The organism is Streptomyces sp. NPDC050509, from assembly GCF_044457965.1.
Classification (GTDB): Bacteria; Actinomycetota; Actinomycetes; order Streptomycetales; family Streptomycetaceae; genus Streptomyces.
In genome coordinates this window covers 244259-269968 of record NZ_JBITHL010000009.1, presented here as the reverse complement: position 1 = coordinate 269968, position 25710 = coordinate 244259, and the positions used below count along the sequence as shown (strand labels likewise).

Here is a 25710-nt window from a genome sequence, read left to right as displayed (position 1 = left end):
CACAGACACTCGCGAGACGGGCTGTCACGGCCGTGTGGTGAGCCTGTGCCCTGTCTGTGAGTCATACACGGGGTCGCTCGCGGAGTCGTGCGCGGAGTCGTGCGCTAACGGCTGCGGGTACGGCTGGGCGTACGGCGACCCCTGGGCCGGCACATGAGGCAGCCGTACGGAGAAGACGGTCCTGCCGGGCACGCTGTCGACCGTCACGGTCCCGCCGTGCGCGGTGACGACCGCCTGGACGATGGCGAGACCCAGCCCGGTGGACCCGGCCGCGCGGGAGCGTGAGGCGTCGCCGCGCGCGAAGCGTTCGAAGACATGGGGAAGCAGCGTGGCGGGGATCCCGGGCCCGTCGTCCCGCACTTCGAGAACGACGAAGGAGCCCTGCCCGGGCCGTCCCGGCTGGCCATCGCCATGTCTGCGTACGCGAGCGACGACGGTGGTGCCGGGCGGGGTGTGCGTACGGGCGTTGGCGAGGAGGTTGACGAGGACCTGGTGGAGCCGGGAGCCGTCGCCGTGCACGGTGGCGGGCGGCTCCTCCGGCCCCGGCAGCTCCAGGCGCCAGTGGTGGTCCTGCCCGGCGGCGTGCGCATCGCTCAGCGCGTCCACGACCAGCGGGGAGAGGTCGGTGGTCTCGTACGAGAGCGGGCGTCCCGCGTCGAGCCGCGCGAGCAGCAGCAGGTCCTCGACCAGCCCGGTCATCCGTTCCGCCTCGGCCTCGATCCGGCCGAGCGCGTACCGGGTGTCGGGCCCGATCTCCTCCCGGCCGCGCCGCGTCAGTTCGGCGTAGCCGCGGATGGAGGCCAGCGGCGTACGCAGCTCGTGGCCCGCGTCGGCGACGAACTGCCGTACACGCGTCTCGCTCTCCTGCCGGGCGGCGAGCGCCGAACCGACGTGCCCCAGCATCCGGTTGAGCGCGGCGCCGACCTGCCCGACCTCGGTACGGGGATCGGCCTCGGCGGCGGGGACCCGTACGAGCGGGGCCACCTCACCGCTGTGCAGCGGCAGTTCGGAGACCTGGGTGGCGGTGGTGGCGACGCGCCGCAGCGGGCGCAGGGCGACCCCGACGAGAGCGCCACCGGCGATCCCGGCCGCGACGAGACCCGCCAGGGTGACACAGACCTCCACGAGGACCAGGATGTTGAGGTTGTCCTGGACGTCCTTGAGGGGGACACCGACGAGGAAGTCGCCCATGGGGCCCTCGATGTACGTGACCCGGTAGTCGCCGAGTCCGGGCAGCGCGACCGTGTGCGGATTGCTGTCCCGCGCGACGGTGGCGAGGCCGGCGCTCTGCGCCGAGGTAAGGTCCTTGTTCGCGACAGAAGGCCACGAGGTCGCGCTCTTCTGCTCGTCGCTGACCAGCCCGCGGCCGACCGTACCGTCGGCCGACACCACCGCACCGACCGTCCCGAGCGGCGCGCCACCGCCGGTGACCACCTCCAGCGGATCCTTGTCGCCCCCTGGCATCACGCCGGGCGGCGGCTTGTCGATGGCGGACCCGGGCTTGACCCCCGCCGCGCGTCCCGCGACCGCCTGCACCTGCTGGTCCAACTGGCCGTACAGATAGGAGCGGAAGGCGATCGTCGTGACCGCCCCTATCACCGAGGCGACCACGGCGATCAGCGCGACCGCCGACACCACGAGCCGGGTCCGCAGCGACCAGCGCCGCCCCTTCATGCCTCGCGCGCCCTTCGCCTTGTGCGGGCCGCTCATCGGGGGGCGTCACCCGGTTCGCCGGGCTTGATCAGATACCCGGCGCCGCGCCGGGTGTGGATCATCGGCGGGCGCCCTGCGTCGATCTTCCGGCGCAGGTAGGAGATGTACAGCTCGACGACGTTGGCCTGGCCGCCGAAGTCGTACGACCACACCCGGTCGAGGATCTGGGCCTTGCTCAGCACCCGGCGCGGGTTGCGCATCAGGTAGCGCAGCAGCTCGAACTCGGTCGCCGTGAGGTGGATGGAATGACCGTCGCGGGTGACGTCGTGGCTGTCCTCGTCGAGCGTCAGATCCCCGACGACCAGCAGCGACTCGCTGCGTATCGCCGCCGCCCCGGAGCGCCGGATCAGCCCGCGCAGCCGGGCCACGACCTCCTCCAGGCTGAACGGCTTGGTCACGTAGTCGTCGCCGCCCGCGGTCAGCCCGGCGATACGGTCCTCGACGGAGTCCTTCGCCGTGAGGAAGAGCACCGGCACCTGCGGCAGCTCGCGGCGCAGCCGGCCGAGGACGGCGAGACCGTCCATGTCCGGCAGCATCACGTCCAGCACCACGGCGTCGGGCCGGAACTCCCGCGCGCCGCGCACGGCGCCCGCCCCGTCCCCGGCGCTGCGCACCTCCCAGCCCTCGTACCGCAGGGCCATGGAGAGCAGCTCGGTGAGCGACGTCTCGTCGTCGACGACGAGCACACGGACGGGACTCCCGTCCGGCCTGAGCATTTCGGTACGCCCGCGGGGCGAGGTGAGGGTCATGGTGCTCACCTTGGGGAGACGCTCTGAGAGAGGCCTTTCCGCTTCCTGTGAATTCCCTGAGAATGCGCGCTCAGGCGTCCGTGCCCGCGACGTCGGGCCCCTGCAACCCCTCCAGCCCGAAAAGCCGCACCCCGTTCCCGTGACAGACCGCGCGCAGCCAGTCGTCGCCGAGACCGAGCCGCTCCAGGGCTTCGAGCTGATGGACGTACGGGTAGGGCAGGTTCGGGAAGTCCGTCCCCAGCAGGATCCGGTCGCCGAGACCGGCCAGCCGTGCCCGCGCCTCACCGGGGAGGGGTGCGAACCGCTCGCTGAAGTCCGTGCAGGCCATCGTGGTGTCGAGCCGTACCTCACCGTACCGCTCCGCGAGATCCAGGAAGTCGGTGTACTCCGGCATCCCCAGATGCGCGACGACCAGCCGCAGCCGCGGATGCGCCGCCAGCAGCCGCCCCACCGGCTCGGGCCCGGTGTGCTTCCCGGGCACGGGACCGGACCCGCAGTGCATCACCACCGGGACACCGGCCTCGGCGAGCAGCCCCCAGGCGGGGCCGAGGAGCGGGTCGTTCGGGTCGTACGCCCCCACCTGGACGTGCGCCTTGAAGATCCGCGCGCCGCCCTCGACCGCTTCCCGTACGTACGCCTCCACACCCTCCTCCGGGAAGAGCGTGGCGGTCCGCAGACAGTCGGGCGTACGGTCGGCGAAGTCGGCGGCCCAGGTGTTCAGCCAGCGGGCCATGCCCGGTTTGTGCGGGTAGACCATCGAGGTGAACGCGCGCACGCCGAACGCGCGGAGCAGGGCGAGGCGTTCGGCTTCGTCGCGACGGTAGGTGATGGGCCACTCCCGGCCGATGAGGGGCCCGGCGGAGTCGAAGTAGGCCCACACCTTCGTGAGGACGCGTTCGGGCATGAAGTGGGTGTGGACATCGACCAGGGCGGGCACACCGACCCGCTCCCGGAACCGCCGTACAGCCAGAATTCCGGCGGCGTCCCCCTCGTGGCCCACGTCAGAAGAGCCCATCCTGCACATCACCACCTTCACCACGGATGTCCACGACGGGCACAGTGACAGCACCCGCGCTCGCCACCAGCTCCCAGCCACTCATGAGCCGCGTATCCAGCACGACCACCTCCGTCACCTCCGTCACCTCCGTCACCTCCGTCTCATCGCCGGCGAGTGCCAGATGCAGATCGGGCCCGGCGGCGGCGACCAGCCGGCCCGCGACGCGCCCGCCGTCGACCAGTTCGCCAACTACCCCTACAACGACCGACGTACCCGCTTCCGTATCCCCCAGCCCGAACACACCCGCATGATCGACAACGGCGCACTCCACCCGTTCCAGCGACTGCGGCCACCCCTCCAGCGCCACCGTCCGCGCATACAGCCGCCCGACCTCGGCCGCCCGCTCGGCCGGCCCCGGCAGCGCGTACCGTACGGCCCGCTTCGCCGCGTACGGGACCCGGTCCGGCACCCCGAGCCCCCTGCGCACCAGCTCCTCCGTCCGCCGCGCGGCCATCAGCGGCCCCCGCCCCAGCCAGGAGAACGCCACGGCGCCCTGCTCCAGCAGCCGCGCGGCCCCGCGCTGCTCGGCGGTGATCCCGACCTTCACCATGCCGGGCCCGAACCACGCCAGATAGACGCGGTACGTACGCGGATCGTCGGCCAGCGTGTCGGCGGCCACGGAGTGCGCCCGCTCCAGCCGCGCGCACTCGGCGCACCGGCCACCCGTACCGCGCCCGGGGATCAGCGCCCCCAGGGGACACACATTCCCCCGCGCTCCGGCGCACCGACGCGCCCCGACAGCACGAAACCCCAGGTCACGCCCGTACACCAGACCACTCTCACGCCGCTCCCCACCCCGCCGCCACCGCAGCACGGGCGCCCCGCCGACCCACCGGAGCCCGTCGCACTCCCACGCCATCCGCACACCTCCTCGCATCACTCCGACTGACAGGATGCCGGTTCCCGGATCGGCACTGCCGCAGCCCGACAGCGAAGGCGAACGCATGACCAGAACAGCCGGAACCAAGACCGGCCCGCCGGGCACATTCATCCGCTTCCAGAGCACGACCCGCAGCCCGCGCGGCCACTTCCCCGGCATCTTCGCCCTGGCCAACGGCCTCGCCAGAAGCGGCGCCCTCACCGACGAGCAGTGGCGCTTCTGGCGGGCGGGCAACGACTGGTACGACGCGAACTACCCCGACCCGTCGACCGTCGACCCGCTGGTCTACGACGCCGAACTGCACCCGGGGGCGGTCGCCTGGTTCAAGTCGTCCGCCGAGGCAGAGGAGTTGATCGCCCGCGTGGACGGCTACCTGGAACTCCTCACCGCACACGGCGTCGCCTGGCACGAACTGCGCTCGACGGACCCGGGCCGGGTGATCTACGAGGACGCGTACCAGGTGGTCGTCGTCCCGTACGGCCCGATCCCCATCCAGGAGTGCCCGCCGGGGTGACCCGACGTCCCGCTCCCGGAACGGCGACTACTTCCCCGCGCCGACGGGGTCCATGCTGATGGCCGGGCCCGAGTCGCCGGCGGCGGGAACGTTAATCGTCACGGGCACGGTACGGGAGTGGGTCCCGTCGGGCGGAGTAACCACGAGACGTTCCGGCCGCAGTTGATGCGACCACAGCGTCCAATTCCGCGCGGGCAGGCGAAACAACAGCTCGGGTGCGCATTCGGAACCCGGCCCGGAACCCTCTGAAAACTGTCATGGCAGCGATATTTCCGTGCGCTACACCCTCGCCCCTCACCTCGGGTGAACGCCCCTGAGAGTCCTCCCCTGTTGGTTCTCGAACGGTCGGGCGCGACAGGGACACTGGCGCCTCCCCGCCCAGCTTGCTCTCCGGTTGCGGACTGGAACGGTGGTCGCCGGGGGAAGATTCAAACACCATCCACCGCGTTGCAAGGGGGAGCCATATGAACGCGGACACGGTCACCGCTGTTGCAGCGACGGTCATAGCGCTCGGCTCTCTTTGGATCAGCTACACACAGACCAGGGACAGCAGACGACACAGCCGCCAGTCGGTGAAGCCTCTGCTCCAGATACGCCGTGTGAAGGAGTACGAAAGCACTGAAGCAGAACTAAGGGTCATCAATGCCGGTCTTGGGCCGGCCATCGTGACGAGCTCGGTGGTGCGGTTGGACGGGGAGCCCATTGGACAGTGGGACTACAACACGCAGCAACGCGTATTGAGCTCATTCCCGACGCGCCCCAAGGCATACTCGTTGCGCCCGGGCGCCGTGGTGTTGGCCGGGCAGACCGTTGTCCTGTTGTCTCTGGACGAGTTCAGTAATGACCAGCATGGCTGGTTCTGGGAACTCATCACCCGGCGCCTGGTGATCGAGATTCGTTACGAATCTCTTTATGGCGGCGAGAACTTCAGCGTCACGCCACCCGAATTCTGAAGTGTCCGCCAGCCCGCCCATGCCGAAGGCAACCCAGATCGTCACCGCAGTTCAGCGCGCCACGCGCGCGCGCCGCTCGGCCAGCCAGGTCTCGGCGTACGCGACGGCGTCGGTCAGCGAGAAGAGCCGGGCCTCGGCAGCGCCTACGTTGCCCCGTACCACCGGGCACTCCTCCTCGAAGGACGAGCCCAGTTCATCGAAACCGCTGTCGGTGATCGCGGTGTCGGGCACGGTGACCCATCGCCGGCCCTGCGGGGTCATGACCGCGAAGGAGTTGTCGACCTGCGGCGCGGCGATCCGGTACTCGGCCAGATGAAACGCCGTACAAGCCTCGTACCCCGCGACCAGCATCAGGATCCGCGCCCCGGCTTCCTCCAACCGGGCGAGCGGGCTGCGCTCACCGAGCCGGCAGTCCAGCGCGTGCCCGTCCACGATCGCGGCGGCACGCGGTCCCACGGCGGCGAAGGACGTCTGCGGGTGAGCACTGCGCACGGCACCGGGCCAGTTGCGAACGGTCTCCGGGATGACCCCGACACCGCGGGTGGGTGTGGTGCGCGCGTCGTAGGCCGGCATCGACGCACGGATGTCCGCCCACCAGGCCTCGGGCACCGGCGGATTCACCCAGCCCGCCGGATCCGAGTTGTCACCCGACTGCGTCGGAACCACCAGCGTCCCGTCGTCGCCCAGCACATCCAGCAGCGCCTGGACGACAGCGATCGGACCGCCGCAGACCCATCCGAGCGAGCTGAGGGAAGAGTGCACGAGAACGGTCTCACCGGAGCGAAGACCCACCTCACGCAGATCGGCGGCAAGCGAACCACGCGTACACATCGGGCCGGCCGGAGACGTCATCGACATAACCCGCGAGTATGGAGGACCCCGGAACCCGGCTCCACCGAGTTTCCAACGCCCCACCGTCGAACGACGATCGACTCAGCCGGCATCGAACCGACTGATGACCAGGAGGAGTTCCCGGCCGCTCCGAGGCGAAAGGGCCCGCATCACCGTGTCGAGAAGGGCGCGAGCCTCAAAAGGATCGCCGCAGCAGTACCAGTGCACGTTGCCCCACTCGTAGTCACGCCACAGTTGGCGCTCGGGACGGCGAACGTACTCTTTCCACAGACGCACGGCCGCGCTGACGTCTCCGGGCCGCAGGTAATTGCGGCTGCACTCAAGGGAGAAGATCTCGGACAGAGTCCGCGAAGACAATCCGTCGATGACTGACTTCGCAGCGGGAGTCCGGCGGCGGGTACCGGCCCGGATGTGTCGCGGCCGTCTACGCGGCATGGACCTTTCGGTTCGTCGTCATGCCGTACATGGTCCCACGCTCCCGTCCAGGTTCGCTCGGCGAGCGCCAACTTCTTTACGGGCCGCCGCTGGGCCGCCCAACAGACGCCGGTGCCCAATGTCGGGTCTGTGTACTGTCATGGCGATCAGGGGCGCCTTCGCCGCGACCTACGGAGGTCAGCCGAGATAGGGCCGATCACGGTGCTCCAGGAAGTGGCGGATCCGCAGCCGCTGCGTGTGGTGCATCGGCAGTTGATCGATCTCCTCCGGCGAGACGAACCGCAGCCCCGTTGACTCGTCCGAGATCGCGAGCCGGCCGCCGACCACGCGGGCGGTGAAGCAGACGTTGAACTGTCTGCGCACCTCACCCTCCGAGTAGGAGGTGATGTGGTGAGGGTCGGTGTACGTGCCCACAAGCCCGGTGATCTCCACGCCCAGGCCCGTTTCCTCCTTCACCTCACGGACGGCCGTTCCCGGGAGCGAGTCGGCCATCTCCATGCCGCCACCAGGGAGCGCCCAGAGATCATTGTCCCGTCGGCGCTGAAGGAGCACGCGCCCTTCGTCGTCGGTAACCACGGCGGACGCGGCGACCACCAAGCTGTTCGGCTCAGGCACCGCCGGGTCGTTGTAGTACTCGGTCCGTGCCATGGTCACCCTTCCTGTGCCGACGTCGCGGTCTCCCACACCGCGTCGAAGCTGCTGGCGTAGGTGTCGAACATGCCACACTGGAGCGCCGTAGGCGTTCACGCCCCAGACATGGGTGTGGACCATTCGGACCGGATCGAGTGGATCCCGCTGGCCGACGTGCGGGGCCTGATCGACCGGCGCGAGATCGTCAGCAGTGGCTCCCTCGTCGGGCTGCTGTACGTGCTCATGGACGAGGTGATCCGCTGATCTGTCGGGGCAGCACTTCCCGGAGCCGGGACTCGAATGCCACCGCTGCCGGTTCCCGGCGGGAGGGCTCCAACTGCCACTGGCTGCGTCTCGGGGTGCTTCCTGACCTGTAGCACTCCACACGCGGCACGCGGCCTCGGTACCGTCAACGGTAGTAGCCCCGACGGATGGAGCACTATGCCTCGCCGCCTGCCGGACCTCCGGCGCCTCACCTGCAGGGGGACGCGCTGATGCTGGAAGAAGCCGAAATGATCGGCCGTCGCGCACGCCGGGCCAGGCTCCGCCTCGGCATGACACAGGCCGACCTCGCTGCCGCACTGGGCAAGACTCAGGGCTGGGTGTCCAAGATGGAGCGCGGACACATCGAACTCGATCGCGTCGGCCTGCTCAACCTCCTGGCCTCGGAGCTGCACGTACACCCGAATGACTTGATCGGGCGGCCGTACAACAGCTCCCCGGCCGAGAATCAGTGGCAGGTCTCTGCCGCAGCGATCATGCGTGAGATGCGGCGTTACGATCTCGCGCCCGTCTTCGCCGGAACGCCCCGGCCTGCTCGTCAGCTGTGGCAGGAGACCACCCGTTTGCACAGGTTGCGCGACTCTGCCGCCAACATGGCCATCATGCAGGTGCTCCCTGACCTGTTCCGGGAGACGCGTGCGCTGGCTGAGGTAGCTACCGGGCACGAGCGGGAAGAGGCGTTCGCGATCTACGCCGTGTGCTGCAAGTTCGCCCACACCTCCGCCCACGCGCTGGGACATCCGGAGCTGGTCGGCATGGCGTGCGAGCGTGCCGCCTGGGCCGCGCGGCAATCAGGCGATCCCGTGATGCCCGCTGTCGCCGACTGGATGCGCGTGTGGGACATGTGGACCACGGCGGACTGGGATGACGCCATCGCCCTCTCGGACCGGGCGATCCGCAGCGTGCAGCAGGAGTACGACCAGGGCGAGCCTCTTGCCGTGCGGGCCTGGGGCACACTGCAACTGCGCGCGGCTGTCTCCGCTGCCCGGGGTGGCCGCAACGCAGAGGCCAAGGACCGGATCAAGTACGCGCGGACCGCGGCCAATCGGATCGCAGCAGATGCCAGCGCACCGGTCTATGACCGCCACAGCCTGACGTTCTCGCCCGGCAACGTGCAGATCCACGCGATCAGCGTCGCCCTGGAGATGCATGAACAACGGGAGGCCCTGTCGATAAACCGTCGTACCAGCGCGGATGTGATCGATTCGCTTCCCAACTCTCGACAAGGTCACCACTACATGGACCTGGCGCGGGCTTGGCTCTGGGACGGGAATCGTGACAAGGCGTTGAAGCAACTGGAGCGGGCCGAGAACATCGCCCCTCAGCTTGTACGCAACCATCCCATTGCCCGGTCAACGCTGCGCAGCATCGTGTACGCCGAGAGGGCGACCACACGCGAGACGTTGCGGCGCATGTCAGACCGCTTTCACCTCGACGGATAAGGGTCGTATTCCCGCGGTTCATATTGGCCCCTGGGGACCTCCTTAGCTTCGTTGCATGGCCGAACGAGATGCGAAGCAACTACCCGCCCGACGTGCCGAGTTAGGCGCCGGAACTCCGTTCCATCCTCGCCTTGGTGATCTGGCTCTCGATCTCGCCCAGGACGCAAGGATCGGTGTCGTGGTCGCTCTCCCGAGCGAGGCCTCGGCTTCGTATCAACTGCGTCCGCCGGGCGGGGGAGACGACTGGCGCGCCAGGTCGGACGGGTCGACCTTGCGCCCCGTCCCGGTGCCGGTCACGCACTGCACGCCGATGCGACGCGATGCCGTCTACGACCAGCGTGCCTCACAGGCCGCGCTCCCGGTGACCGTCCACTACGAGGACGGCGGCACCTGCGAAACCTTGCTCGTCCTCACGCCCGCGCAGGTCGAGTTGTACAGCCTCCAGTTTCTACGGCTCATCGAGGCGCGTGATTCCACGAGGGAACCGCGGCGATGAGCAGGGCCGTGCTGACGCTCTCGGTTCCGAACTCTGCACGCAGTGCAGGCCGACACCGGCGCCCGCGCCGACGTCACCCGGCCCGATGACTCGCGCCGCCGCGTCCTTCGTGGTTCACGTCTGTTCCCATCGCTCACGCTCGCCGCCGTGGTCCACCTCGGGGACAAGTCCGGCGTACCGAAAGCGGTCTCTGCGCAGGACCAGCGTCAAAGGCAAAGAGACCTGCCGCCCTGGACAGGTGCCAACTCCATGGCTCCCCGACTCGTTCGGGGCGGTCTTCCGAGCCCGCTACCTGGTCGTCCATGAGCCGAGCTCGGCGACCAGGTCGGGAAGTAAGTGCCGCGTCACACATCGCAAGAGGAGCAGAAATGACGGCAACAGCGAACGATCAGAAGTCCGGTCGCGCGGTAGCTGGGGAGGAGCTGATCGAGAGCCTCGCCCACTTCGTGGTCAGCCACAACGGGCAGTCGCCTGAGCGGGCTGAGCGGATCGCGGATCAGGCGGTCGCCTTCCTGGTGACGGCAGCCACCGCCACCGTCCCCATGGTTCCGTCGGACGACGTGGACCTCGGACTTCACGCCCTCATCCTCCACACGAAGGAGTACGCCGAGCTGTGCGAGACGTACGCGGGGCGCTTCCTGCACCACAACCCGAAGCCGGGTGGCGGGGGCCGTGCCCCTGAGAGGGTCGGCGCCTCGGCGCGCGCCATGAAGGCTGCCGGGTTCATGGTCTTCGACGACCTCTGGACCGTGAACGGCACGAACCTCGCGCAGTGCGACGCGGACTGTGGCCGCCCGTACGGTCAGGTGTAGCAAGGACACCAGCGATGCGGCCGGCCCCGTGCGGGGTTGGCCGCGTTCGCCAGGAAGGAGAAGAGACGTTGACCGGCTCACCCCCTGAACTGCCGATCGTGGTGCTCGATGCGCTCATGCCCACGGCTCAACGGCTGGTCATCAATCGGCGTGGCTCCACGGTCTGGGAAGTGGAGAGCCATCGGGGCCGCCACGCCGTGAAGCTCGGATATCCGATCGAGGCAACGGCCGACTGGCCCGCCCAGCCCTGGACCGCGCTCGCACCAGCCCGCGAGGGTGCCGTGTTGCAACGCCTCGGCCTGGAAGAGATCGCGTACGGCGAGTGGCAGGCGGGGACGTGGAACATCCAGCCCTGGCATGAGGGGCCGGACCTGTACCGGCTGTGGGAGCCATGCCGAAGCAAAGGCTCTTCCATCGCCCCGCAAACCAGCGTGGTCCTCGGGTGCGTCGAAGCGCTGGCCGAACTCCACCTGAAGGGCTGGGCGCATGGTGATGTGCAGCCCGCTCACTTCATCATCGGGCCGGAGCGGACTCAGCTCATCGATCTCGCCCTCGCCCGAGGTGGCCACGTGCCGGACGAGTACGACTTCCCGTTCCGCGGCTGCCTCGTCCACTACGAAGCGCCGGAGATCTCCCGCAGCGTGCTCGCCACCGGAGAGGCCGAGCCGACCCAGGAAGCGGACGTCTACGCACTCGGTGCATCTCTGCTGATCTCCGCCACTGGCTGGCGGGCGGTCGAGTACCCCGACGATGCCCCGCGCCCCGTGCAACGAGAGGCCGTGGCGAACGGGAAGCGACGTGACGTGAAGGCGCCTGGAGAACTGGGTGAGCTGATCGAAGCAATGCTCAGCCACGCGCCCGAGGACAGGCCGACCATCTACGAGGTTCGCAAAGCGCTGAGTCAATCCTGAAGCTCCCCTCCTCAAAGGCCGTTAGTGCAGCGCCCGTACCGGTGCCCCTTCTGCCCGGCCCGCCGCCCTCGGCGCACCGCGCGGCGCCGCCGCCCTCTCGGTGACCGCCGTCCCGGACTTGGACGACGTCGTGGAGAACGCGGAGTGCTCCTGCGACGCCGGTGACGACAACCCCCAGACCGACAGATCCGGTCGGTCCCGTTCAGGCCCTGGCGCGTTCGCGTCGGGGCCCGAGCCCTGGCCGTCCGGCCGTTAGGGTGCCGCGCATGTTCTTCCGCTGGGACTGGCTCCGGCCCGTACTGACCGCGCCGGTCGTGCCGACCCTCGGCCCCGTCCACCCCGACGCCCTGACCGTCGACGTCTTCGAGGACACCCTGCGAGCGGCCGTCACCGGGGACTTCCTGCCCTACGACAAGGACCGGCGCTGGGGTGGGGAGAAAGGCGAGACGGTCCTCCGCGGCGACGTGGTGCACCAGCCCGAGCAGACTCTCATCCCCACGCTGACCCGGCGCGGACGCGGCACTGTCAAGGTCTTCGCCTACGGCCACCGCGGCAGCATCGTCCAGGAAGCAGCCGAACTGGCCGCGAAGCTCGCCGCCGCACACGACGCGGCCAACGCCCGCGTCGTACCCCCGCTCGGCCCCGAGACCAGTTCCCCACGCGGCACCCGCATCCATCTGAAGGACTTCGCCGACCGCCCCTGCCCCGACCCCGGCGGCCCGGTCCGCCCCGTCACCGACTGGCCGGCCGCCGTACAGGAGATCTTCGCTCCATTCGCCACAGCCATGGCCGCCGATGGTCTGGCCTTCCTCCACACCCAGATGCAGGCCGGCCGGTGCGGCCCGGTCCTCACCGCCGCCGTCGAGAACCGCGTCGTGGGCGCCATCGGCCCCATGGAGGTACGCCCCGACGCGATGGGATGCCCCCAACTCCTCCCCCAGTACTTCGCCGTCCTGCCCGAAGCCCGAGGGCAGGGCCTGGGCCGCGTCCTGTGGCGGGCCGCAATGCACTGGGGCCAGTCCCACAGCGCCGCCTACCAGCTCCTCCAGACCGAGGTCGGCGGCCCCTCCGACCGACTGTGCCAGTCCGAAGGACTGACCTCGCTCGGCTTCAGCCACACCACACGGGCGTAACCGGCTGACCCCACCGAGATCTCCGCCCAGCCCTTCCCATCCCCTCGGCACCCGCCCTGAATGCCAGGGCCCCGTACGCCAACTACCGTCCACACTGTGGCCGTCCGCATCCACATGACCACGGACATCTACGCATTCGTACGGCTGGCCCCAGCGGTCCGCCTTCGACCTCGCAAGGAAAGGAGTTGCCGTCAACCACTACCGTCACGACATACGCCAGAGGCTCGATCGATTTCTCGATCGGGCCTCTGGGCTGCTGTGCACTCGGCAGGATTCGAACCTGCAACCTTCTGATCCGTAGCTTTAGCCGGATCGGTCAACGACGGTCATGCAGGCCCCTGCAGAGCTTCTGAGGGCCACCACTGGACACAGCGGGTCGCTGTGGTTGCGGTACTACGCTGCTGTACCGCAACGACGGTCGGCACCCAGGCTGCGCGTAGGCGGGGGCGGGGTCCGGAGGAGCCCCCGCCTTGCCCCCGCGCGGCGTGAAGCGCCAAAGGATGCTGCTGTTGCGCGGGGACGGCGACGCAGTTGACCACGGCGGCGTCATGGTGCGGTCCCCAACCTGGCGCGGCACTGCCGGATCGGCCCGAAGGGTCGATGTTGAACACCGCTTTAGAGAGAGGGTGGGTGATCTAGCACCTGAGCTGCGACATCGGTGACCGAGGACCCGAGCGGCTACTCGACCGCAGAGAAACGGTGTTGACCGTGCCTGGCCCCTGCATCTGGCACGAGTGTGGCACGAACCTCAGCCGACGACAGTCAGCCACGATGGCGGGTGCGCCGACCGACCAGGCACGCGTGTGTCTCGCTGCACCCCCACCGGCCTCCACCACGCTGCCAGTGTCGTCGTTCGATGATCCGAACCTGATCCCGTACGGCGGGCTGGAGCCGGTGGTGCGGCTGGCCGAGCGGTGCGGTCTGCCCGCGCTGGTCGGGGAGACGGACCCTGGTACGGCTGAAGGGGTTGGACTATTCGTTGTGTGGTTCGAGCTCGGTCGCCAGTGCCTGTTGGGTGGCCGCCCATGACGCCAGGAGCGCCAAATTGTCGGCGGTCGGTGTGCCCGCGGGTGCGGTGTAGACGTTGAGGTGCAGGCCTGGTTCGGCGGGCAGTTCCATGGACTCGACGTCCAAGTCGAGCTGGCCCACGATCGGATGGTGCATACGCTTGCGGCCGGACCGGTGCAGCCGCACGTCCTGAGATGCCCACCGCTGCCGGAATAGTTCACTGCACGTTGACAGTTCGCCGACCAGGGCGATCAGTTCCTCGTCGTGCGGATTGCGGCCGGCTGCCATGCGCAGCTTCGCGGCCGCGTCACCGGCAACCTGGTCGTAGTCGACAAAGAGATCTCTGGCCGCCTCGGGGTTCAGATAGACGAACCGCGCTGTGTTCGCGGGCCGTCGCGGGTCGGCCAGCACCGGTGAATACAGCGCGCGAGCGAGTTGATTCATGGCGAGCACGTCATAACGGCCGTTACCGATCCAGGCCGGCGCATCGGAGATGGCGTCGAGCACCTGCTGCAGTGTCGAGCGCACCGTCACGGCAGGCCTGCGCCGGCGTGGGCTGCGGGGCGCCCTGGATTGGCGCGCGAGGTGGAACAGGTGGTCGCGCTCGGCTTCGTCGAGTTGCAAGGCAGAGGCCAACGCGTCGAGCACGCCGTCGGAGGCACCGGCGAGGCTGCCGCGCTCCATGCGCACGTAGTAGTCGACGGATACCCCCGCCAGGAGCGCTACCTCCTCGCGGCGCAGACCTTTGACCCGGCGGTTGCCGCCGTAGGCGGGCAGGCCCGCCTGCTCGGGTGGAATGCGGGCGCGACGTGAGCTGAGAAACTCCCGGATCTCGGTGCGTAGATCCATCGCGGTTATCTCCTCACCGTAAACCCGTCCCACAGTCTAATGGATACCCGTTGCGGTCGTTGCGGTGCCGCCGTCCACCGGAATGATGGCGCCCGTGAGGTAGGACCCAGCCCGGCTGGCGAGAAACACGGCGGCACCCGCCATGTCGTCGTCGCGGCCGAGCCGGCGCAGAGGGGCCGCCGCCGCGAGCGTGTCGCCGATGGCATCGAGAGTGGTCGCCATCATCTGCGACGGGAACACTCCCGGTGCTACCACGTTCACCGTGATGTGCTGTGGGCCCAGCTCTCTGGCGAGTACCCTGGTGAGTTGGTGGAGTGCCGCTTTGCTGCTGGCGTACGAGTAGTTGGGCGACGGGGCGACGTGGATGGCGGCGATGCTGCCGATGTTGATGATCCGTGCGGGATCATCGGCGGTGCCCGCCTTACGAAGTGCCGGGAGCAGTGCCTGCACCAGCCAGAACGGCGACTTGAGGTTGAGGTCGAGCACTGCATCCCAGGCCTCGTCCGGGAACGTCTCCAGCGGCTCGCGCCGCATCGCTCCCGCGTTGTTGACAAGGATGTCCAGGCGTTCCGAGTCGGCCTGGACAAGATCAGCGAGGCGCTGACACTCGTCGTGCCTGGACAGGTCGGCGGGGATTGCTCGAACGTCGCCGAATTCGGACAGTAGACGCTGTGCGTCCGCGCACGTGTCTGCGTTGCGTGAGCTGATGACGACGCGGGCGCCCGCCTGGAGAAGGCCGCGCGCTATCATCATCCCAATGCCTCTGGTGCCGCCAGTGACAAGGGCGTACTTTCCCCTCAGATCGAAAAGTTCTGTGTGAGTGGTGAACTGGTTGTCCGCCATTGGTCTCCGTCCCTTCTGTCGTAAAAGAATGCGCCGACACGGTCGCGTATTCGGGGAAGCTGAATTGAACTGATGGGGGTAAAGCTGCAGCGCGTTTCCATGGAGTGTTGTCGGCGCTTTCGACTCAACCAGGTTGACAGGCGTTTGGGACGTCGGGGAGACCCTGGTGATACAGGTACTGTCAGATCCCCCCTTGCCTGGTGCGCTGAGTCCGGATCACCCCGGCTTGATGCCGGTGGATGGTTCACCCAGAAACGAGGAAGTGCCTTGTGACCTGCGATGATGGGGTTTTTCTAGGACCACATCAGGCACGATCGACAAGGCACTTCCGAGATGCAGTCTTCCCATGCCGCGGCGGCGGTCTCATCCGCGTTCGATGATCCGAACCTGATCGCGTACGGCGGGCTGGAGCCGGTGGTGCGGCTGGCCGAGCGGTGCGGTCTGCCCGCGCTGGCCAGGGAGCACGTCCGGCTGCCCGACTCGAAGGACGGCACCGGCGCCTTCCCTGCGGCGAAACTGATGTCGCTGGTGGGCGGCATGGCCGCGGGCGCCGACAGCATCGACGACATGGACCGGCTGCGCACGGTGCGAGGGGCCGCCTGTTCTCCGGAGTGCGGGCCCCGTCCACGCTGGGGTCGTTCCTGCGCTCCTTCACCCACGGGCATGTGAAGCAACTGCACGCCGTGGCCCGCCGGTTCCTGCACGAACTGGCCCGTCACACCCCGCTGCTGCCCGGCGCGGACCAGGCCGCATACGTGGACATCGATCGCCCAGCCCAACCCCGGCCCCGGCCCCGGCCCCGGCCCCGGCGGCATCTACGCCCGGCTCGAAGAACTCGGCCACCACCTCGACCACTTCGAGGAAGAGATCCGCGCCCGGATGCCCTCGCCGCAGGAAGTCAAGACGCTACGGCTCGCCTCGGGTGTGCCGGTGATCCATCTGATCCGCACCGCGTTCGACACCAAGGGCCGCGCCGTGGAGGTGTGCGACACCGTCATGGCCGCCGACGCCTACGTCCTCAACTACCGCCTGCCCGCGACCTGACAAGCGGGAGGGCATCGGATGCGCCGGCCCCCGCGCCTACGCCGCGTCCACCGTCAGCGCGTAGTCCACGCCCGTCGAGAAGTCGCCGGACCGACCGCGGATCGTCAACGTGTGCTGGCCGGGGGTCAGCGGGGGCAGTTGGACCCAGAGTCCGCAGCCGATCGTGGTGAAGCGGCCGGCCGTGCCCGTGACCGGGTTGCCGGCGGTGCTTCGTACTTCGATCGGCTCCCCTTGGTATGTGTCCGGGGCGACCTTCTTGCCGTCCAGTACGGCGGATCCCTCGGCTGTGCGCATGAAGCCCGCGCAGTCGGCCGGTTCGCCGAACCGGTTCAGGAGGGGGAAGGCGAGGGGCACCCCGTCGGGAATTGTGCACGTGCGCGCGGTGTGCGTGCCGAAGGTGCCGGCCAGGAACCACACGTCCTGCGGCTGGTTCCGCTCGCACGCGCTGCCGTTCTGGTCGGCGACCGGGTTCGTCGGTTCGGGCTCCGTGGACGCCCATGTCCACCATCGGCTCTGCAGCGTCTCGGACGAGAGGCGGGCTTCTGGGGCTCCCCCGGTCTCCGAGGCTCCCCCGGCTTCTTGGGCCGGCCTCGTCCCGCAGCCCACCAGCGCGGCCAGCATCACAGCGGTGAGTCCCGCCCCGACCGTACGGATCTTCATGAGTGCCCCTCCCCCTCGCACGAATGCTTCGACTCCCCAGTCGTCGTGCGATACGAGCGGTCACCCTAGCCGTGAACCGGACCCGGCCCTACGCAAAAGGCCCCCGGATTTCTCCGGGGGCCTCTGCACTGCTGTGCACTCGGCAGGATTCGAACCTGCAACCTTCTGATCCGTAGTCAGATGCTCTATCCGTTAAGCTACGAGTGCTTGGCGTTCCGGGCTTTTCTTCCCGGTCGGCGTTGCGGGAACAACATTACATGACCTGCGGCGTCACGTGAAATCCATTCCCCGCACCCCCTCTGAGCTGCGCAGATGCCGAAAATCCTGGGGGAACGACCGAAGCCCCGGCCGTGGGGCCGGGGCTTCGGTGATCGACACGCGGAGGCGGAGGGATTTGAACCCTCGATGGGCTTTAAGACCCAAACCGCATTAGCAGTGCGGCGCCATAGACCGGACTAGGCGACGCCTCCAGCTCCGGATCGCGCGGGCGCGAAACGGTGCGTGCAGATGATGACACAGCCAGGTGGGGTGTCACCAATCGCTCCTCACGGTACTAGGCAGGTGGGCCGCAGGGCAAAGCACATACCCGTGCGCAACGCCGGGGGCCGGCGCGCGTTAAGCAGGGGGCCGGGCGTCGGACCCGGTGTTGTCCGTCAGGTCTGGTCACTGTCAGGAGCCCCCATGCCGCGTCTGCGTCTCCTTGTTCTCGGTGTCGCCGCGTCCGCCGCCTTTGCCGGTACGCCCGTCGCCGCCACCGGCGCCCCGCTCGCCCCCGTACCGCTGCCCCTCTCCGAGGAGGCGTGGCCGCAGAGCGCGGCGGCGCCCGGTGATCAGCTCACCGTGACCGTCGCGAAGTCCGGGGTCGCCGGGTCGGACGGTACGTACCGGCTGACCTGCCGGCCCGTCGGCGGGACGCATCAGCGGGCGCGGGCCGCCTGTGACCGGCTGGCGGAGCTGGCCGGGGGGAGCCAGGACCCGTTCGCGCCGGTGGGCCGGGATGCCGCGTGCACCATGCTGTACGGCGGCGACGCCACCGCCCGGGTCACCGGGACCTGGCAGGGCCGCTCCGTCAACGCCTCCTTCAACAAGAAGAACGGCTGCGAGATCTCCCGCTGGCGGGCGCTGGAGCCTGTTCTTCCCGGGAACGGCGCGTAGAACGGGGGGAGGGACACCCGGCCCAGGGTGGCCCTACAGGGGCGGGGCGTGACCGTGGCATGGGCCGCGCGCACACGCCCCGGCCATGGTCTCGGCGAGAGGTACCCCTCATCCGCCGCCGCTGTCCCCGTCCCAGCCCTTAGACTCCCATCAGTGACAGGCCGGGAGCCGAGAGGCAAGATGGGTGCGGCCGTCCGCAAGGTGCAGTGGTTCAGGGAGGAAGCGTCGTCGTGAGCAGCAGGCCATCCCGAGGCGCTGCTCGCCTCGCGGCGATACTCGACGCACTCCCCGACGGCCTGGTGCTCGTCAACGCCAACGGCACGGTCGTCAACGCCAACACCATCGCCCTGGAGATGTTCGAGACCCCGGGCACCGCGCTGGTCGGCCGCGGGCTGCTCGATCTGCTGCCCGAGTTCGACTCGAAGCTGATCCCCGGTTCGATGCGGCGCCCCGCCTCGGCCGACGCCCGCGGCCGTACGAAGCCCACGCGGATGATGGCGCGGCGTACGGACGGCGGCGAGTTCCCGGCCGAGGTGACCAGCGCGAGCCTGGAGGACGGCCGGGACGCGTACAACGACTCGCACAGCTACACCGGCGACGAGCTGCTCATGATCGTCGTACGGGACCTGTCGGGGACGATGGACACCGAGGCCGAGCTGGCGCGCTCGCAGCGGCAGACGGAGATGATCCTGCGGGCCGCCTCCGAGGGCGTCGTCGGTACGGACACCGACGGGCGGGTCGTGCTCGTCAACCCCGCCGCCGCGCAGATCCTCGGCCACCGCGCCAGCGATCTCGGCGGCCAGGACCTGCACCCGCTGATCCTGCACTCGCGCGCGGACGGCGAGCCGTTCCCGTACGAGGAGTCCCCGCTCGCCGACACGCTCCGTTCCGGTCGCAAGCACCGGGTGCGCGGGCAGGTGCTGTGGGCCAAGGGCGGCAAGAAGGTGCCGGTCGACCTGACGACCGCTCCGGTGCGGGACGGCGATCAGCTCGTCGGCGCCGTGATGACCTTCACCGACCGGCGCCCGTACGACGAACTCATCGAGCAGCACTCCGCCGAGCTGGCCGCCGCCGAGCAGCGGCGTACCGCGGAGGTGGCCGAGACCGACGAGCGGCTCACCGCCGAGCTGACGGAGACGACCGACCGGCTCACCGCCGAACTGGCCGCCGCCGAGGAGCGGCACGCGGCAGAGCTGGCCGACCGCAGTGACCGGTACGCGGCCGAGATCGAGGGGCTGACGGAGCGGTACGGCGATGTCGCGGGCCGGCACACCCAGCTCACCGCCGTGCTCGGCGAGGCGCTGCGCGGGCCGCTGGTGGAGCTGCGCGGCGAGCTGACCACCCTCGCCGCCGACCCGGCGGGCCACCTCTGGCCCGAGGCCAACCAGATCCTGCACCACCTCGCCGCCGGGTACGCCCGGATGACGACGCTCGTCGACAACGTCCTCGGCTATCAGCGGCTCGACGCCGGTACGGAACAGCTCACCAAGACGAAGACCCTGCTCGACGGGGTCGTGGCGGCCGGTGTCGAGGGCGCGGTGGAGCTGATCGGTCCTGGCCGGGCGCAGTTCGCGGTGCACGCCCCGCCGATCGAGGCCGAGGTGGACGGCGTCCGGCTGGCGACGGCGCTGGCGCATCTCGTCGCGGATGTGGCCGGGGTCGACTCGACGGGCCGTACGAAGCCGATGCCGGGCGGCGGTTACGTCGACTCGACCATCGTGGTGGCCGCCGCGCAGCGCGGTGATGTCGTACGGATCGAGGTGCGCGGGCCGTTCGCCGGGGGCGACCCGGTGCACGAGCCGATCGTGCGCGGGATCGTACGGGCGCACAGCGGCGTCCTGCAGACCCACGAGGTGCCCGGGATGAACGGCAGCGCGTTCGTGCTGGAGCTGCCGCTGGGGGAGGGCTCGGGGGCGGTTCCGCCGCCCACCGCGAACCCCGGTGGGGAAGAGCCGCAGCACCAGGCGCCTTCGCCGCACCCGGAGCCCGGACAGGGCCCTGGGACCTCGGGCGGCGGCAGGCGGCGCGCGCGCCGGGCGTCGACGGACGCGTTCCTGGACTCCCCGGCGACGGAGGACACGGGCGAGCAGGAGCCCACGGGACGGCGCAGGGCCCGCGCGATCGCGTCCGGGACCGATGGGACCGAGGGGACCCCTGGGGTCGGCGGTACGGGTGGCACGGGTGGCATGGGTGGCACGAGTGGGGGTGGCGTCGAGGGTACGGGCGAGGTCGGGGTCGGGGTCCCTGCGGGTGCCTCTGCCGGAGGCGGTACGGGGCGGCGGCGCGGGCGGCCCAGCCCTGCCGAGGACGCGGCTCACGCGACCGGAACCGGGCCCGGTTCCGCCGTCGCGCTGACGAGCGGCGCGCCCGCGCCCTCGGAGGGGGCGGTCGTGACCGCTTCCGAGGGGGCGCATCCGACCGGGCGTGCGGCGCTCGGCCAGGCCGTGCCGCCGCAGGGCGTACCGGTCGAGCCGGGCACCGGGCGCCGCGCGCGGAACACCGGGCAGCGGGCGCTTCCCGCGCTGCCGTCCGGGCCATCGGCTCCCGCGGCTCCTGCTGCTCCCGAAGCTGCCGTTCAGGCCGTGCCTCCGGCCACGCCCCGGGCCGCTTCTCCCGTCGTCGCCGATCCCGCGCCGCAGCAGCCCGCCGGGCGCCGTGCGCGCCGGGCGCTCGCGCCCGCGCAGGACCGCCGTGTCCCGCCTCCCGCCGAGGCGGAGAGCCCCCGCAGCGCGTTCGCGCTGCCGCCCGCCGAAGCGGACCGCAGGGTTCCGTCGCCCGCCCCTGACGCCGCGGCGCCGGGCCGCCACGACACCGTACGTACGGTTCCGGACGAGGACCACACCCCGCCCCAGCCACACCCCCTGCCCGCCGCGGGACGGCGCCGCGCCCAGCCTGGCCCCGCCCCTGCCGCCATGCCCGCCCCCGCCCCCGCCGAGGCGGCCGTGGCGCCGGACCCGAACGGCTGGGGCAGCCCCGTACCGGCCGCTCCGGTCAGCGCCTTCCCCCGGCAGAGCGTGGGGCGTACGGCAGGCGGGGCGACCAACGGGCAGGGGATGCCGACGACTTCCGGCTTCGGGTTCATGTCCCCGCCGCCGGGCTGGCCCGAGGAGCCCGCGCCCGAAGCCGTGCAGGAAGCCGTGCAGGAAGCCGTGCAGGAAGCCCCCGAACCGGCGCCCGTCGCAGCCCAGCCCGCCCCGGCGCCCGCTCCCGCGCCCCCGATGGCGCCCGCGACCTCGCCCACCGCGTCGGTCGCCGCCTCGGAGCCGTCCGTCGAGTCCTCCGTACCGCACCCCCGGCGCGGCGCGCATCAGCCGCTGCCACCCGCGCAGCCCTTGCCGGAGGAGGCGCCGGTGCCGCCGGACTCCACCCAGGGCCGGGCGTTCAGCGTGCGCACGCTCGGCCAGGGCGTGCCCTTCACCCAGCAACTCCCCCAGCAACCTTCCCAGCAGGGGCAACAACAGCAGGGGCAGCAAACGCAGGGGCAGCCGGCGGCGTCCTCGCCCTCCGGGCGGCGCCGCAAGCTGGGCACCCCGCCCGCCGGTACCGAGCACCCCGACCTGACGACAGCCGGCTCCCCCCAGGCGCAGAACCACACCCAGGGTGGCGGACTGCGCCTCCCGACCGCCCCGTCCGCGGGCCGCTCGTACGCCATAGGGGCGCCCGACGAGGGCGCCGAGGGCCCCGAGCCGCTGGACGGACCCGGTGGCGCGGTCGAGGTCGCCAACCGCCCCCAGCCGCAGCCCGTCGACGACGAACTCCCCCCGGAGCCCCTCGACAACCCGCGCCGGCTGCTGGTCTGGCCCGCGCCGGACGTCCTGACGCAGCAGGCGCTGAGCGACCGCGGCTACCGGCCCGTCGTCGTGCACTCGCGCGAGGAGGTCGCCGCCCAGATCGCCGCGTTCCCCGCCGCCCTGTTCGTCGACCCGCTGACCGGCCCCATCACCCGTACGGCGCTCCAGTCGCTGCGCCAGGCCGCGGTCGCCGCCGAGGTCCCCGTACTGGTGACGGCGGGCCTCGGCCAGGCGACCAGGGAGGCGGCGTACGGTGCCGACCCCGCCGTGCTCCTCAAGGCGCTGGCGCCGCGCGACAGCGAGCAGCACCCCTCGCGCGTGCTGGTGATCGAGGAGCACGAGGAGATCGCGCTCGCGCTGACGGAGACGCTGGAACGGCGTGGCCTCCAGGTCGCGCGGGCCGCGAACGACAACGACGCCGTGAATCTCGCCGCCCAGACACGGCCGAACCTGGTGGTCATGGACCTGATGCAGGTACGGCGCCGGCGCGCGGGGATCATCGACTGGCTGCGCGCGAACGGCCAGTTGAACCGGACGCCGCTGGTCATATACACCTCGGCCGGCATCGACGAGGCGGAGCTGCCGCGGCTCAGCTCCGGCGAGACCGTGCTGTTCCTCGCCGAGCGCTCCACGAGCGCCGAGGTGCAGGACCGGATCGTCGACCTCCTCGCCAAGATCGGCACCAACTGACCTTCGCCCTGCCGTCAGAGCTGTGGGCGGCGTACGTACAGCCGCCTACAGCCTCGTCACGTCCAGCTCGCCGTCCGCGTACTGCTTGCGGATCACCTTCTTGTCGAACTTCCCGACGCTCGTCTTCGGCACCGCGGCCACCACCGACCACCGCTCCGGCACCTGCCACTTCGCGATCCTCCCGGCGAGGAACTCCTTCAGCTCCGCGTAGTCCGCGCTCGCGCCCTCCTTGAGGACGACCGTCGCGAGCGGCCGCTCGCCCCACTTGTCGTCCGGTACGGCGACGACCGCCGCCTCCGCCACGTCCGGGTGCGCCATCAGCGCGTTCTCCAGCTCCACGCTGGAGATCCACTCGCCGCCCGACTTGATGACGTCCTTCGCGCGGTCGGTGAGGGTGAGATAGCCGTCGGGGCTGATGACGCCGACGTCGCCGGTCCGCAGCCAGCCGTCCTCGCTGAACTTGTCCGCCGGCGTGACCGGCTCGGCGCCCGCGCCCCCGTAGTACGCCCCCGCGACCCACGGTCCGCGTACCTCCAACTCGCCGGCCGACTCACCGTCCCAGGGCAGGAAGCCGCCGCCGGGCCCGGCGATCCGTGCCTCCACACCGGCCGGGAAGCGGCCCTGCGTGATGCGGTACGGCCACTCCTCCTCGGCGGTGAGGCCCGCGGGCGGGTTGGACATCGTGCCGAGGGGTGAGGTCTCCGTCATGCCCCAGGCCTGGCAGAGCCGTACGCCGAGCTTGTCGTACGCCTCCATCAGGGCCGGCGGGCAGGCGGAGCCGCCGATGGTGACCCGGGCCATGGAGGTCAGGTCGCGGGGGCGGTCGGTGACCTCGGCGAGCAGTCCCTGCCAGATGGTGGGGACGGCGGCGGCGTGGGTGGGCCGTTCGCGCTCGATCATCTCGGCGAGCGGGGCGGGCTGGAGGAAACGGTCGGGCATCAGCATGTTGACGCCGGTCATGAACGTCGCGTGCGGCAGTCCCCAGGCGTTGACATGAAACTGGGGCACGACGATCAGCGTGGTGTCCTTGTCCGTCAGCCCCATCGACTCGGCCATGTTGACCTGCATCGAGTGCAGGTAGATGGAGCGGTGGGAGAAGGCGACGCCCTTGGGGTCGCCGGTGGTGCCCGAGGTGTAGCACATGGCCGCAGCGCACCGTTCGTCCAACTCGGGCCAGTCGAACGCCTCGAAGGCGGTGGGACGGCCGGCGATCAGCTCCTCGTACGCGTGCACCTGTACGGGCGCCCCGGTCGCCGTGCGCGCCGTCACGGCCTCGTCCAGCGCGGTGCGGTCGCCGGGTCCCGCGACGACGACGTGTTCGACGGTGGGCAGGTGCGGGAGGAGCGGGGCGAGCAGCGGGAGGAGCGAGCCGTTGACTATCACCACGCGGTCGGCGGCGTGGTTGACGATCCAGACGAGCTGCTGGGGCGGGAGGCGGAGATTGAGCGTGTGGAGGACCGCGCCCATGGCGGGGATCGCGAAGTACGCCTCGACGTGCTCCGAGTTGTTCCACAGGAGGGTCGCGACCCGTTCGTCGCCGGTGACGCCGAGTGCGTCGCGCAGGGCGCCGGCGAGCTGGGTCGCGCGCCCGCCGACCTCGGCGAAGCTGCGGCGCTGCGGTTCACTCCCACCGGTCCAGGTGATGACCTGTGACGCTCCGTGGATGGTCATCCCGTGGTGCAGGATGCGGGTCACAGTCAGCGGTACGTCCTGCATGGTGCTCAGCACGGCGTCCTCCCGGTGGGCGTTGGCGTCGCGGCGCGTGGCTCGTCGCGACGCGACGCACCGTGTCTCGTCGCATTACGTCTCGTCATGTCTCGTCGCTGCGATGTGCGGTGATGTTTCGCTGCCGAGATTCTGCGCGCGTACCGCTCGGTATGTCACTACCCCGGACCGCCCGGACTACCGGCGGATCGCCCCTGACCTTCCCCGGACCTACCCCGGGCCCACCCCCGACCTTCCCGGACCATCCCCGTACGGGGAGCCGTCCGGGGCGTCAGCGTGCGGGGGAGAGCTCCGGGTCCTCACGGAGTTTGCCGAGCGCGCGGGAAACGGCGCTCTTGACCGTGCCGACCGAGACACCGAGGACCTCGGCGGTCTGGGCCTCGCTGAGGTCCTCGTAGTACCGCAGGACCACCATGGCCCGCTGGCGGTCGGGGAGTCTCATCACCGCGCGCCACATCGCGTCGTGCAGCACCTGGCGCTCGGCGGGGTCGGGCTCCGGCACGCCCGCGAGTTCGGGCAGCTCCTCGCAGGCGAACTCGTCGACCTTGCGCTTGCGCCACTGCGAGGTGCGGGTGTTCAGCAGGGCCCGGCGGACGTAGCCGTCCAGGGCCCGGTGGTCCTCGATCCGGTCCCAGGCGACATAGGTCTTGGTGAGCGCCGTCTGGAGCAGGTCCTCCGCGTCGGAGTGGTTGGCGGTGAGCGAGCGCGCCGTACGCAGCAGCACGGGCCCCCGCGCCCGTACGTACGACGAGAACGACGTGTAGGGCGGATACGGCGAGTGGGTGACGTACGGCGAGTACTGCGCGGCCGACTTGGCGGCCGGCTTGGCGGCTGTGGAAGCGCTCGGGCAGACAGACGTGGTCATGGCTCCACGCTAGGAGCGGGGCCTGCCCGGGGGATCGGCCCCAGGTCCCGAAGCCATGTCCGCCTCAGGGTGTAGGGGTGGGGGGCACTCCACCTCCTGAAGGTGGAGAACAGCGCGCGCGGACTGTAGGGGCTGCCCCCGCGCACCGCCTCGCGCGGCCCGGGTTCGGGGTCGGGTACGGGGCTGGACATGACGCCGGGCATGACGCCTCGCGCGGCCCG

Annotated in this window: 21 protein-coding genes, 2 tRNA genes and 3 pseudogenes; 12 read left to right on the top strand and 14 right to left on the bottom strand. The window is 70.3% G+C overall.

Going from position 1 to position 25710, the window contains the following annotated elements; genetic code table 11:
• Nucleotides 1-24 precede the first annotated feature (24 nt).
• The 4 genes from ACIBJC_RS26220 to ACIBJC_RS26205 all read right to left on the bottom strand — a co-directional run bounded on the left by ACIBJC_RS26220 (nucleotide 25) and on the right by ACIBJC_RS26205 (nucleotide 4378).
• Entirely contained in the window at nucleotides 25-1710 is a 1686-nt protein-coding gene (locus ACIBJC_RS26220; RefSeq protein ID WP_399296437.1) for a sensor histidine kinase, read from the bottom strand.
• Nucleotides 1707-2462, bottom strand: coding sequence for a response regulator transcription factor (locus ACIBJC_RS26215; protein ID WP_329828310.1), 756 nt, complete (start codon nucleotides 2460-2462; stop codon nucleotides 1707-1709). The genes ACIBJC_RS26220 and ACIBJC_RS26215 overlap by 4 nt, the downstream gene beginning before the upstream one ends.
• A 70-nt stretch (nucleotides 2463-2532) precedes the next feature.
• On the bottom strand, nucleotides 2533-3477 hold the full coding sequence (locus tag ACIBJC_RS26210) for an amidohydrolase family protein (RefSeq protein WP_399296435.1): 945 nt from the start codon (nucleotides 3475-3477) through the stop codon (nucleotides 2533-2535).
• Complete coding sequence (locus ACIBJC_RS26205) at nucleotides 3464-4378, bottom strand: DUF2797 domain-containing protein (RefSeq protein WP_399296433.1); 915 nt, start codon at nucleotides 4376-4378, stop codon at nucleotides 3464-3466. Before ACIBJC_RS26205 ends, ACIBJC_RS26210 begins: the two co-directional genes overlap by 14 nt.
• 85 nt (nucleotides 4379-4463) lie before the next feature.
• Here ACIBJC_RS26205 and ACIBJC_RS26200 point away from each other — a divergent pair, with 85 nt between their 5' ends.
• A complete protein-coding gene (locus ACIBJC_RS26200) occupies nucleotides 4464-4913 on the top strand; it encodes a hypothetical protein (protein ID WP_399296431.1) in 450 nt (149 codons plus the stop codon).
• A gap of 464 nt (nucleotides 4914-5377) precedes the next feature.
• Complete coding sequence (locus tag ACIBJC_RS26195) at nucleotides 5378-5866, top strand: hypothetical protein (protein ID WP_399296429.1); 489 nt, start codon at nucleotides 5378-5380, stop codon at nucleotides 5864-5866.
• Between the two features lie 51 nt (nucleotides 5867-5917).
• Here ACIBJC_RS26195 and ACIBJC_RS26190 read toward each other — a convergent pair whose 3' ends face one another.
• The 3 genes and pseudogenes from ACIBJC_RS26190 to ACIBJC_RS26180 all read right to left on the bottom strand — a co-directional run.
• Entirely contained in the window at nucleotides 5918-6724 is an 807-nt protein-coding gene (locus tag ACIBJC_RS26190) for an aminoglycoside N(3)-acetyltransferase (RefSeq protein WP_399296427.1), read from the bottom strand.
• A 606-nt stretch (nucleotides 6725-7330) separates the two neighbouring features.
• Nucleotides 7331-7801 carry an NUDIX domain-containing protein gene (locus ACIBJC_RS26185; RefSeq protein ID WP_399296425.1) on the bottom strand — a complete coding sequence of 157 codons (471 nt, stop codon included), beginning with the start codon at nucleotides 7799-7801 and terminating at the stop codon, nucleotides 7331-7333.
• Between the two features lie 2 nt (nucleotides 7802-7803).
• Nucleotides 7804-7936 (bottom strand): annotated as a pseudogene (locus ACIBJC_RS26180) (XRE family transcriptional regulator); the annotation flags it as partial.
• Here ACIBJC_RS26180 and ACIBJC_RS26175 point away from each other — a divergent pair.
• From ACIBJC_RS26175 to ACIBJC_RS26150, 6 genes and pseudogenes are all read left to right on the top strand, one after another.
• A pseudogene (locus ACIBJC_RS26175) lies at nucleotides 7922-8047 on the top strand (NUDIX hydrolase); the annotation flags it as partial. The pseudogenes ACIBJC_RS26180 and ACIBJC_RS26175 overlap by 15 nt on opposite strands.
• A 230-nt stretch (nucleotides 8048-8277) precedes the next feature.
• Nucleotides 8278-9507, top strand: coding sequence for a helix-turn-helix domain-containing protein (locus ACIBJC_RS26170; RefSeq protein ID WP_399296799.1), 1230 nt, complete (start codon nucleotides 8278-8280; stop codon nucleotides 9505-9507).
• A gap of 310 nt (nucleotides 9508-9817) precedes the next feature.
• Complete coding sequence (locus tag ACIBJC_RS26165) at nucleotides 9818-10003, top strand: hypothetical protein (RefSeq protein ID WP_399296423.1); 186 nt, start codon at nucleotides 9818-9820, stop codon at nucleotides 10001-10003.
• A 368-nt stretch (nucleotides 10004-10371) separates the two neighbouring features.
• Nucleotides 10372-10815 carry a glycine-rich domain-containing protein gene (locus ACIBJC_RS26160; RefSeq protein ID WP_399296421.1) on the top strand — a complete coding sequence of 148 codons (444 nt, stop codon included), beginning with the start codon at nucleotides 10372-10374 and terminating at the stop codon, nucleotides 10813-10815.
• A gap of 68 nt (nucleotides 10816-10883) precedes the next feature.
• Entirely contained in the window at nucleotides 10884-11726 is an 843-nt protein-coding gene (locus ACIBJC_RS26155) for a protein kinase (RefSeq protein WP_399296419.1), read from the top strand.
• Between the two features lie 266 nt (nucleotides 11727-11992).
• Nucleotides 11993-12859: a GNAT family N-acetyltransferase gene (locus ACIBJC_RS26150; protein WP_399296417.1), complete on the top strand. Its 867-nt coding sequence runs from the start codon at nucleotides 11993-11995 to the stop codon at nucleotides 12857-12859.
• Between the two features lie 972 nt (nucleotides 12860-13831).
• Here the strand turns inward: ACIBJC_RS26150 and ACIBJC_RS26145 are convergent.
• Nucleotides 13832-14716 (bottom strand): helix-turn-helix transcriptional regulator, encoded by an 885-nt coding sequence (locus ACIBJC_RS26145; protein WP_399296415.1) that lies wholly within the window; start codon nucleotides 14714-14716, stop codon nucleotides 13832-13834.
• 36 nt (nucleotides 14717-14752) lie between these two features.
• A complete protein-coding gene (locus tag ACIBJC_RS26140; protein WP_399296413.1) occupies nucleotides 14753-15559 on the bottom strand; it encodes an SDR family oxidoreductase in 807 nt (268 codons plus the stop codon).
• A 333-nt stretch (nucleotides 15560-15892) separates the two neighbouring features.
• On the opposite strand from ACIBJC_RS26140, the gene ACIBJC_RS26135 reads away from it, so the two are divergent.
• Together ACIBJC_RS26135 and ACIBJC_RS26130 are read left to right on the top strand one after the other, a co-directional pair.
• Nucleotides 15893-16228 (top strand): hypothetical protein, encoded by a 336-nt coding sequence (locus tag ACIBJC_RS26135; protein ID WP_399296411.1) that lies wholly within the window; start codon nucleotides 15893-15895, stop codon nucleotides 16226-16228.
• A gap of 129 nt (nucleotides 16229-16357) precedes the next feature.
• Nucleotides 16358-16603: pseudogene (locus ACIBJC_RS26130) on the top strand (UTRA domain-containing protein); the annotation flags it as partial.
• A 36-nt stretch (nucleotides 16604-16639) separates the two neighbouring features.
• On the opposite strand, the gene ACIBJC_RS26125 reads toward ACIBJC_RS26130, so the two are convergent.
• From ACIBJC_RS26125 to ACIBJC_RS26115, 3 genes are all read right to left on the bottom strand, one after another.
• On the bottom strand, nucleotides 16640-17263 hold the full coding sequence (locus tag ACIBJC_RS26125) for a signal protein (protein WP_399296409.1): 624 nt from the start codon (nucleotides 17261-17263) through the stop codon (nucleotides 16640-16642).
• A gap of 134 nt (nucleotides 17264-17397) precedes the next feature.
• Nucleotides 17398-17470: transfer RNA gene (locus ACIBJC_RS26120), tRNA-Arg, on the bottom strand.
• A 172-nt stretch (nucleotides 17471-17642) separates the two neighbouring features.
• Nucleotides 17643-17733 (bottom strand) — tRNA-Ser (locus tag ACIBJC_RS26115).
• Between the two features lie 211 nt (nucleotides 17734-17944).
• Between ACIBJC_RS26115 and ACIBJC_RS26110 the strand changes: the two genes are divergently transcribed.
• On the top strand, nucleotides 17945-18418 hold the full coding sequence (locus ACIBJC_RS26110) for an SSI family serine proteinase inhibitor (RefSeq protein ID WP_399296407.1): 474 nt from the start codon (nucleotides 17945-17947) through the stop codon (nucleotides 18416-18418).
• Between the two features lie 230 nt (nucleotides 18419-18648).
• On the top strand, nucleotides 18649-22899 hold the full coding sequence (locus tag ACIBJC_RS26105; protein ID WP_399296405.1) for a PAS domain-containing protein: 4251 nt from the start codon (nucleotides 18649-18651) through the stop codon (nucleotides 22897-22899).
• A gap of 45 nt (nucleotides 22900-22944) precedes the next feature.
• Here the strand turns inward: ACIBJC_RS26105 and ACIBJC_RS26100 are convergent, their stop codons facing one another.
• Both ACIBJC_RS26100 and ACIBJC_RS26095 read right to left on the bottom strand, forming a co-directional pair.
• Nucleotides 22945-24627, bottom strand: a complete 1683-nt coding sequence (locus tag ACIBJC_RS26100) for a long-chain fatty acid--CoA ligase (RefSeq protein WP_399296403.1) — start codon at nucleotides 24625-24627, stop codon at nucleotides 22945-22947.
• 268 nt (nucleotides 24628-24895) lie between these two features.
• The gene (locus ACIBJC_RS26095) at nucleotides 24896-25489 is read right to left on the bottom strand and encodes a SigE family RNA polymerase sigma factor (protein ID WP_399296401.1); all 594 of its coding nucleotides are present in this window, start codon (nucleotides 25487-25489) and stop codon (nucleotides 24896-24898) included.
• Nucleotides 25490-25710 lie beyond the last annotated feature (221 nt).

Coding starts and splice junctions, on each gene's coding strand:
- ACIBJC_RS26220 (WP_399296437.1), bottom strand. CDS start 1,710: ATGAGCGGCCCGCACAAGGCGAAGGGCGCGCGAGGCATGAAGGGGCGG.
- ACIBJC_RS26215 (WP_329828310.1), bottom strand. CDS start 2,462: ATGACCCTCACCTCGCCCCGCGGGCGTACCGAAATGCTCAGGCCGGAC.
- ACIBJC_RS26210 (WP_399296435.1), bottom strand. CDS start 3,477: ATGGGCTCTTCTGACGTGGGCCACGAGGGGGACGCCGCCGGAATTCTG.
- ACIBJC_RS26205 (WP_399296433.1), bottom strand. CDS start 4,378: ATGGCGTGGGAGTGCGACGGGCTCCGGTGGGTCGGCGGGGCGCCCGTG.
- ACIBJC_RS26200 (WP_399296431.1), top strand. CDS start 4,464: ATGACCAGAACAGCCGGAACCAAGACCGGCCCGCCGGGCACATTCATC.
- ACIBJC_RS26195 (WP_399296429.1), top strand. CDS start 5,378: ATGAACGCGGACACGGTCACCGCTGTTGCAGCGACGGTCATAGCGCTC.
- ACIBJC_RS26190 (WP_399296427.1), bottom strand. CDS start 6,724: ATGTCGATGACGTCTCCGGCCGGCCCGATGTGTACGCGTGGTTCGCTT.
- ACIBJC_RS26185 (WP_399296425.1), bottom strand. CDS start 7,801: ATGGCACGGACCGAGTACTACAACGACCCGGCGGTGCCTGAGCCGAAC.
- ACIBJC_RS26170 (WP_399296799.1), top strand. CDS start 8,278: ATGCTGGAAGAAGCCGAAATGATCGGCCGTCGCGCACGCCGGGCCAGG.
- ACIBJC_RS26165 (WP_399296423.1), top strand. CDS start 9,818: ATGCGACGCGATGCCGTCTACGACCAGCGTGCCTCACAGGCCGCGCTC.
- ACIBJC_RS26160 (WP_399296421.1), top strand. CDS start 10,372: ATGACGGCAACAGCGAACGATCAGAAGTCCGGTCGCGCGGTAGCTGGG.
- ACIBJC_RS26150 (WP_399296417.1), top strand. CDS start 11,993: ATGTTCTTCCGCTGGGACTGGCTCCGGCCCGTACTGACCGCGCCGGTC.
- ACIBJC_RS26145 (WP_399296415.1), bottom strand. CDS start 14,716: ATGGATCTACGCACCGAGATCCGGGAGTTTCTCAGCTCACGTCGCGCC.
- ACIBJC_RS26140 (WP_399296413.1), bottom strand. CDS start 15,559: ATGGCGGACAACCAGTTCACCACTCACACAGAACTTTTCGATCTGAGG.
- ACIBJC_RS26135 (WP_399296411.1), top strand. CDS start 15,893: ATGCAGTCTTCCCATGCCGCGGCGGCGGTCTCATCCGCGTTCGATGAT.
- ACIBJC_RS26125 (WP_399296409.1), bottom strand. CDS start 17,263: ATGAAGATCCGTACGGTCGGGGCGGGACTCACCGCTGTGATGCTGGCC.
- ACIBJC_RS26110 (WP_399296407.1), top strand. CDS start 17,945: ATGCCGCGTCTGCGTCTCCTTGTTCTCGGTGTCGCCGCGTCCGCCGCC.
- ACIBJC_RS26095 (WP_399296401.1), bottom strand. CDS start 25,489: ATGACCACGTCTGTCTGCCCGAGCGCTTCCACAGCCGCCAAGCCGGCC.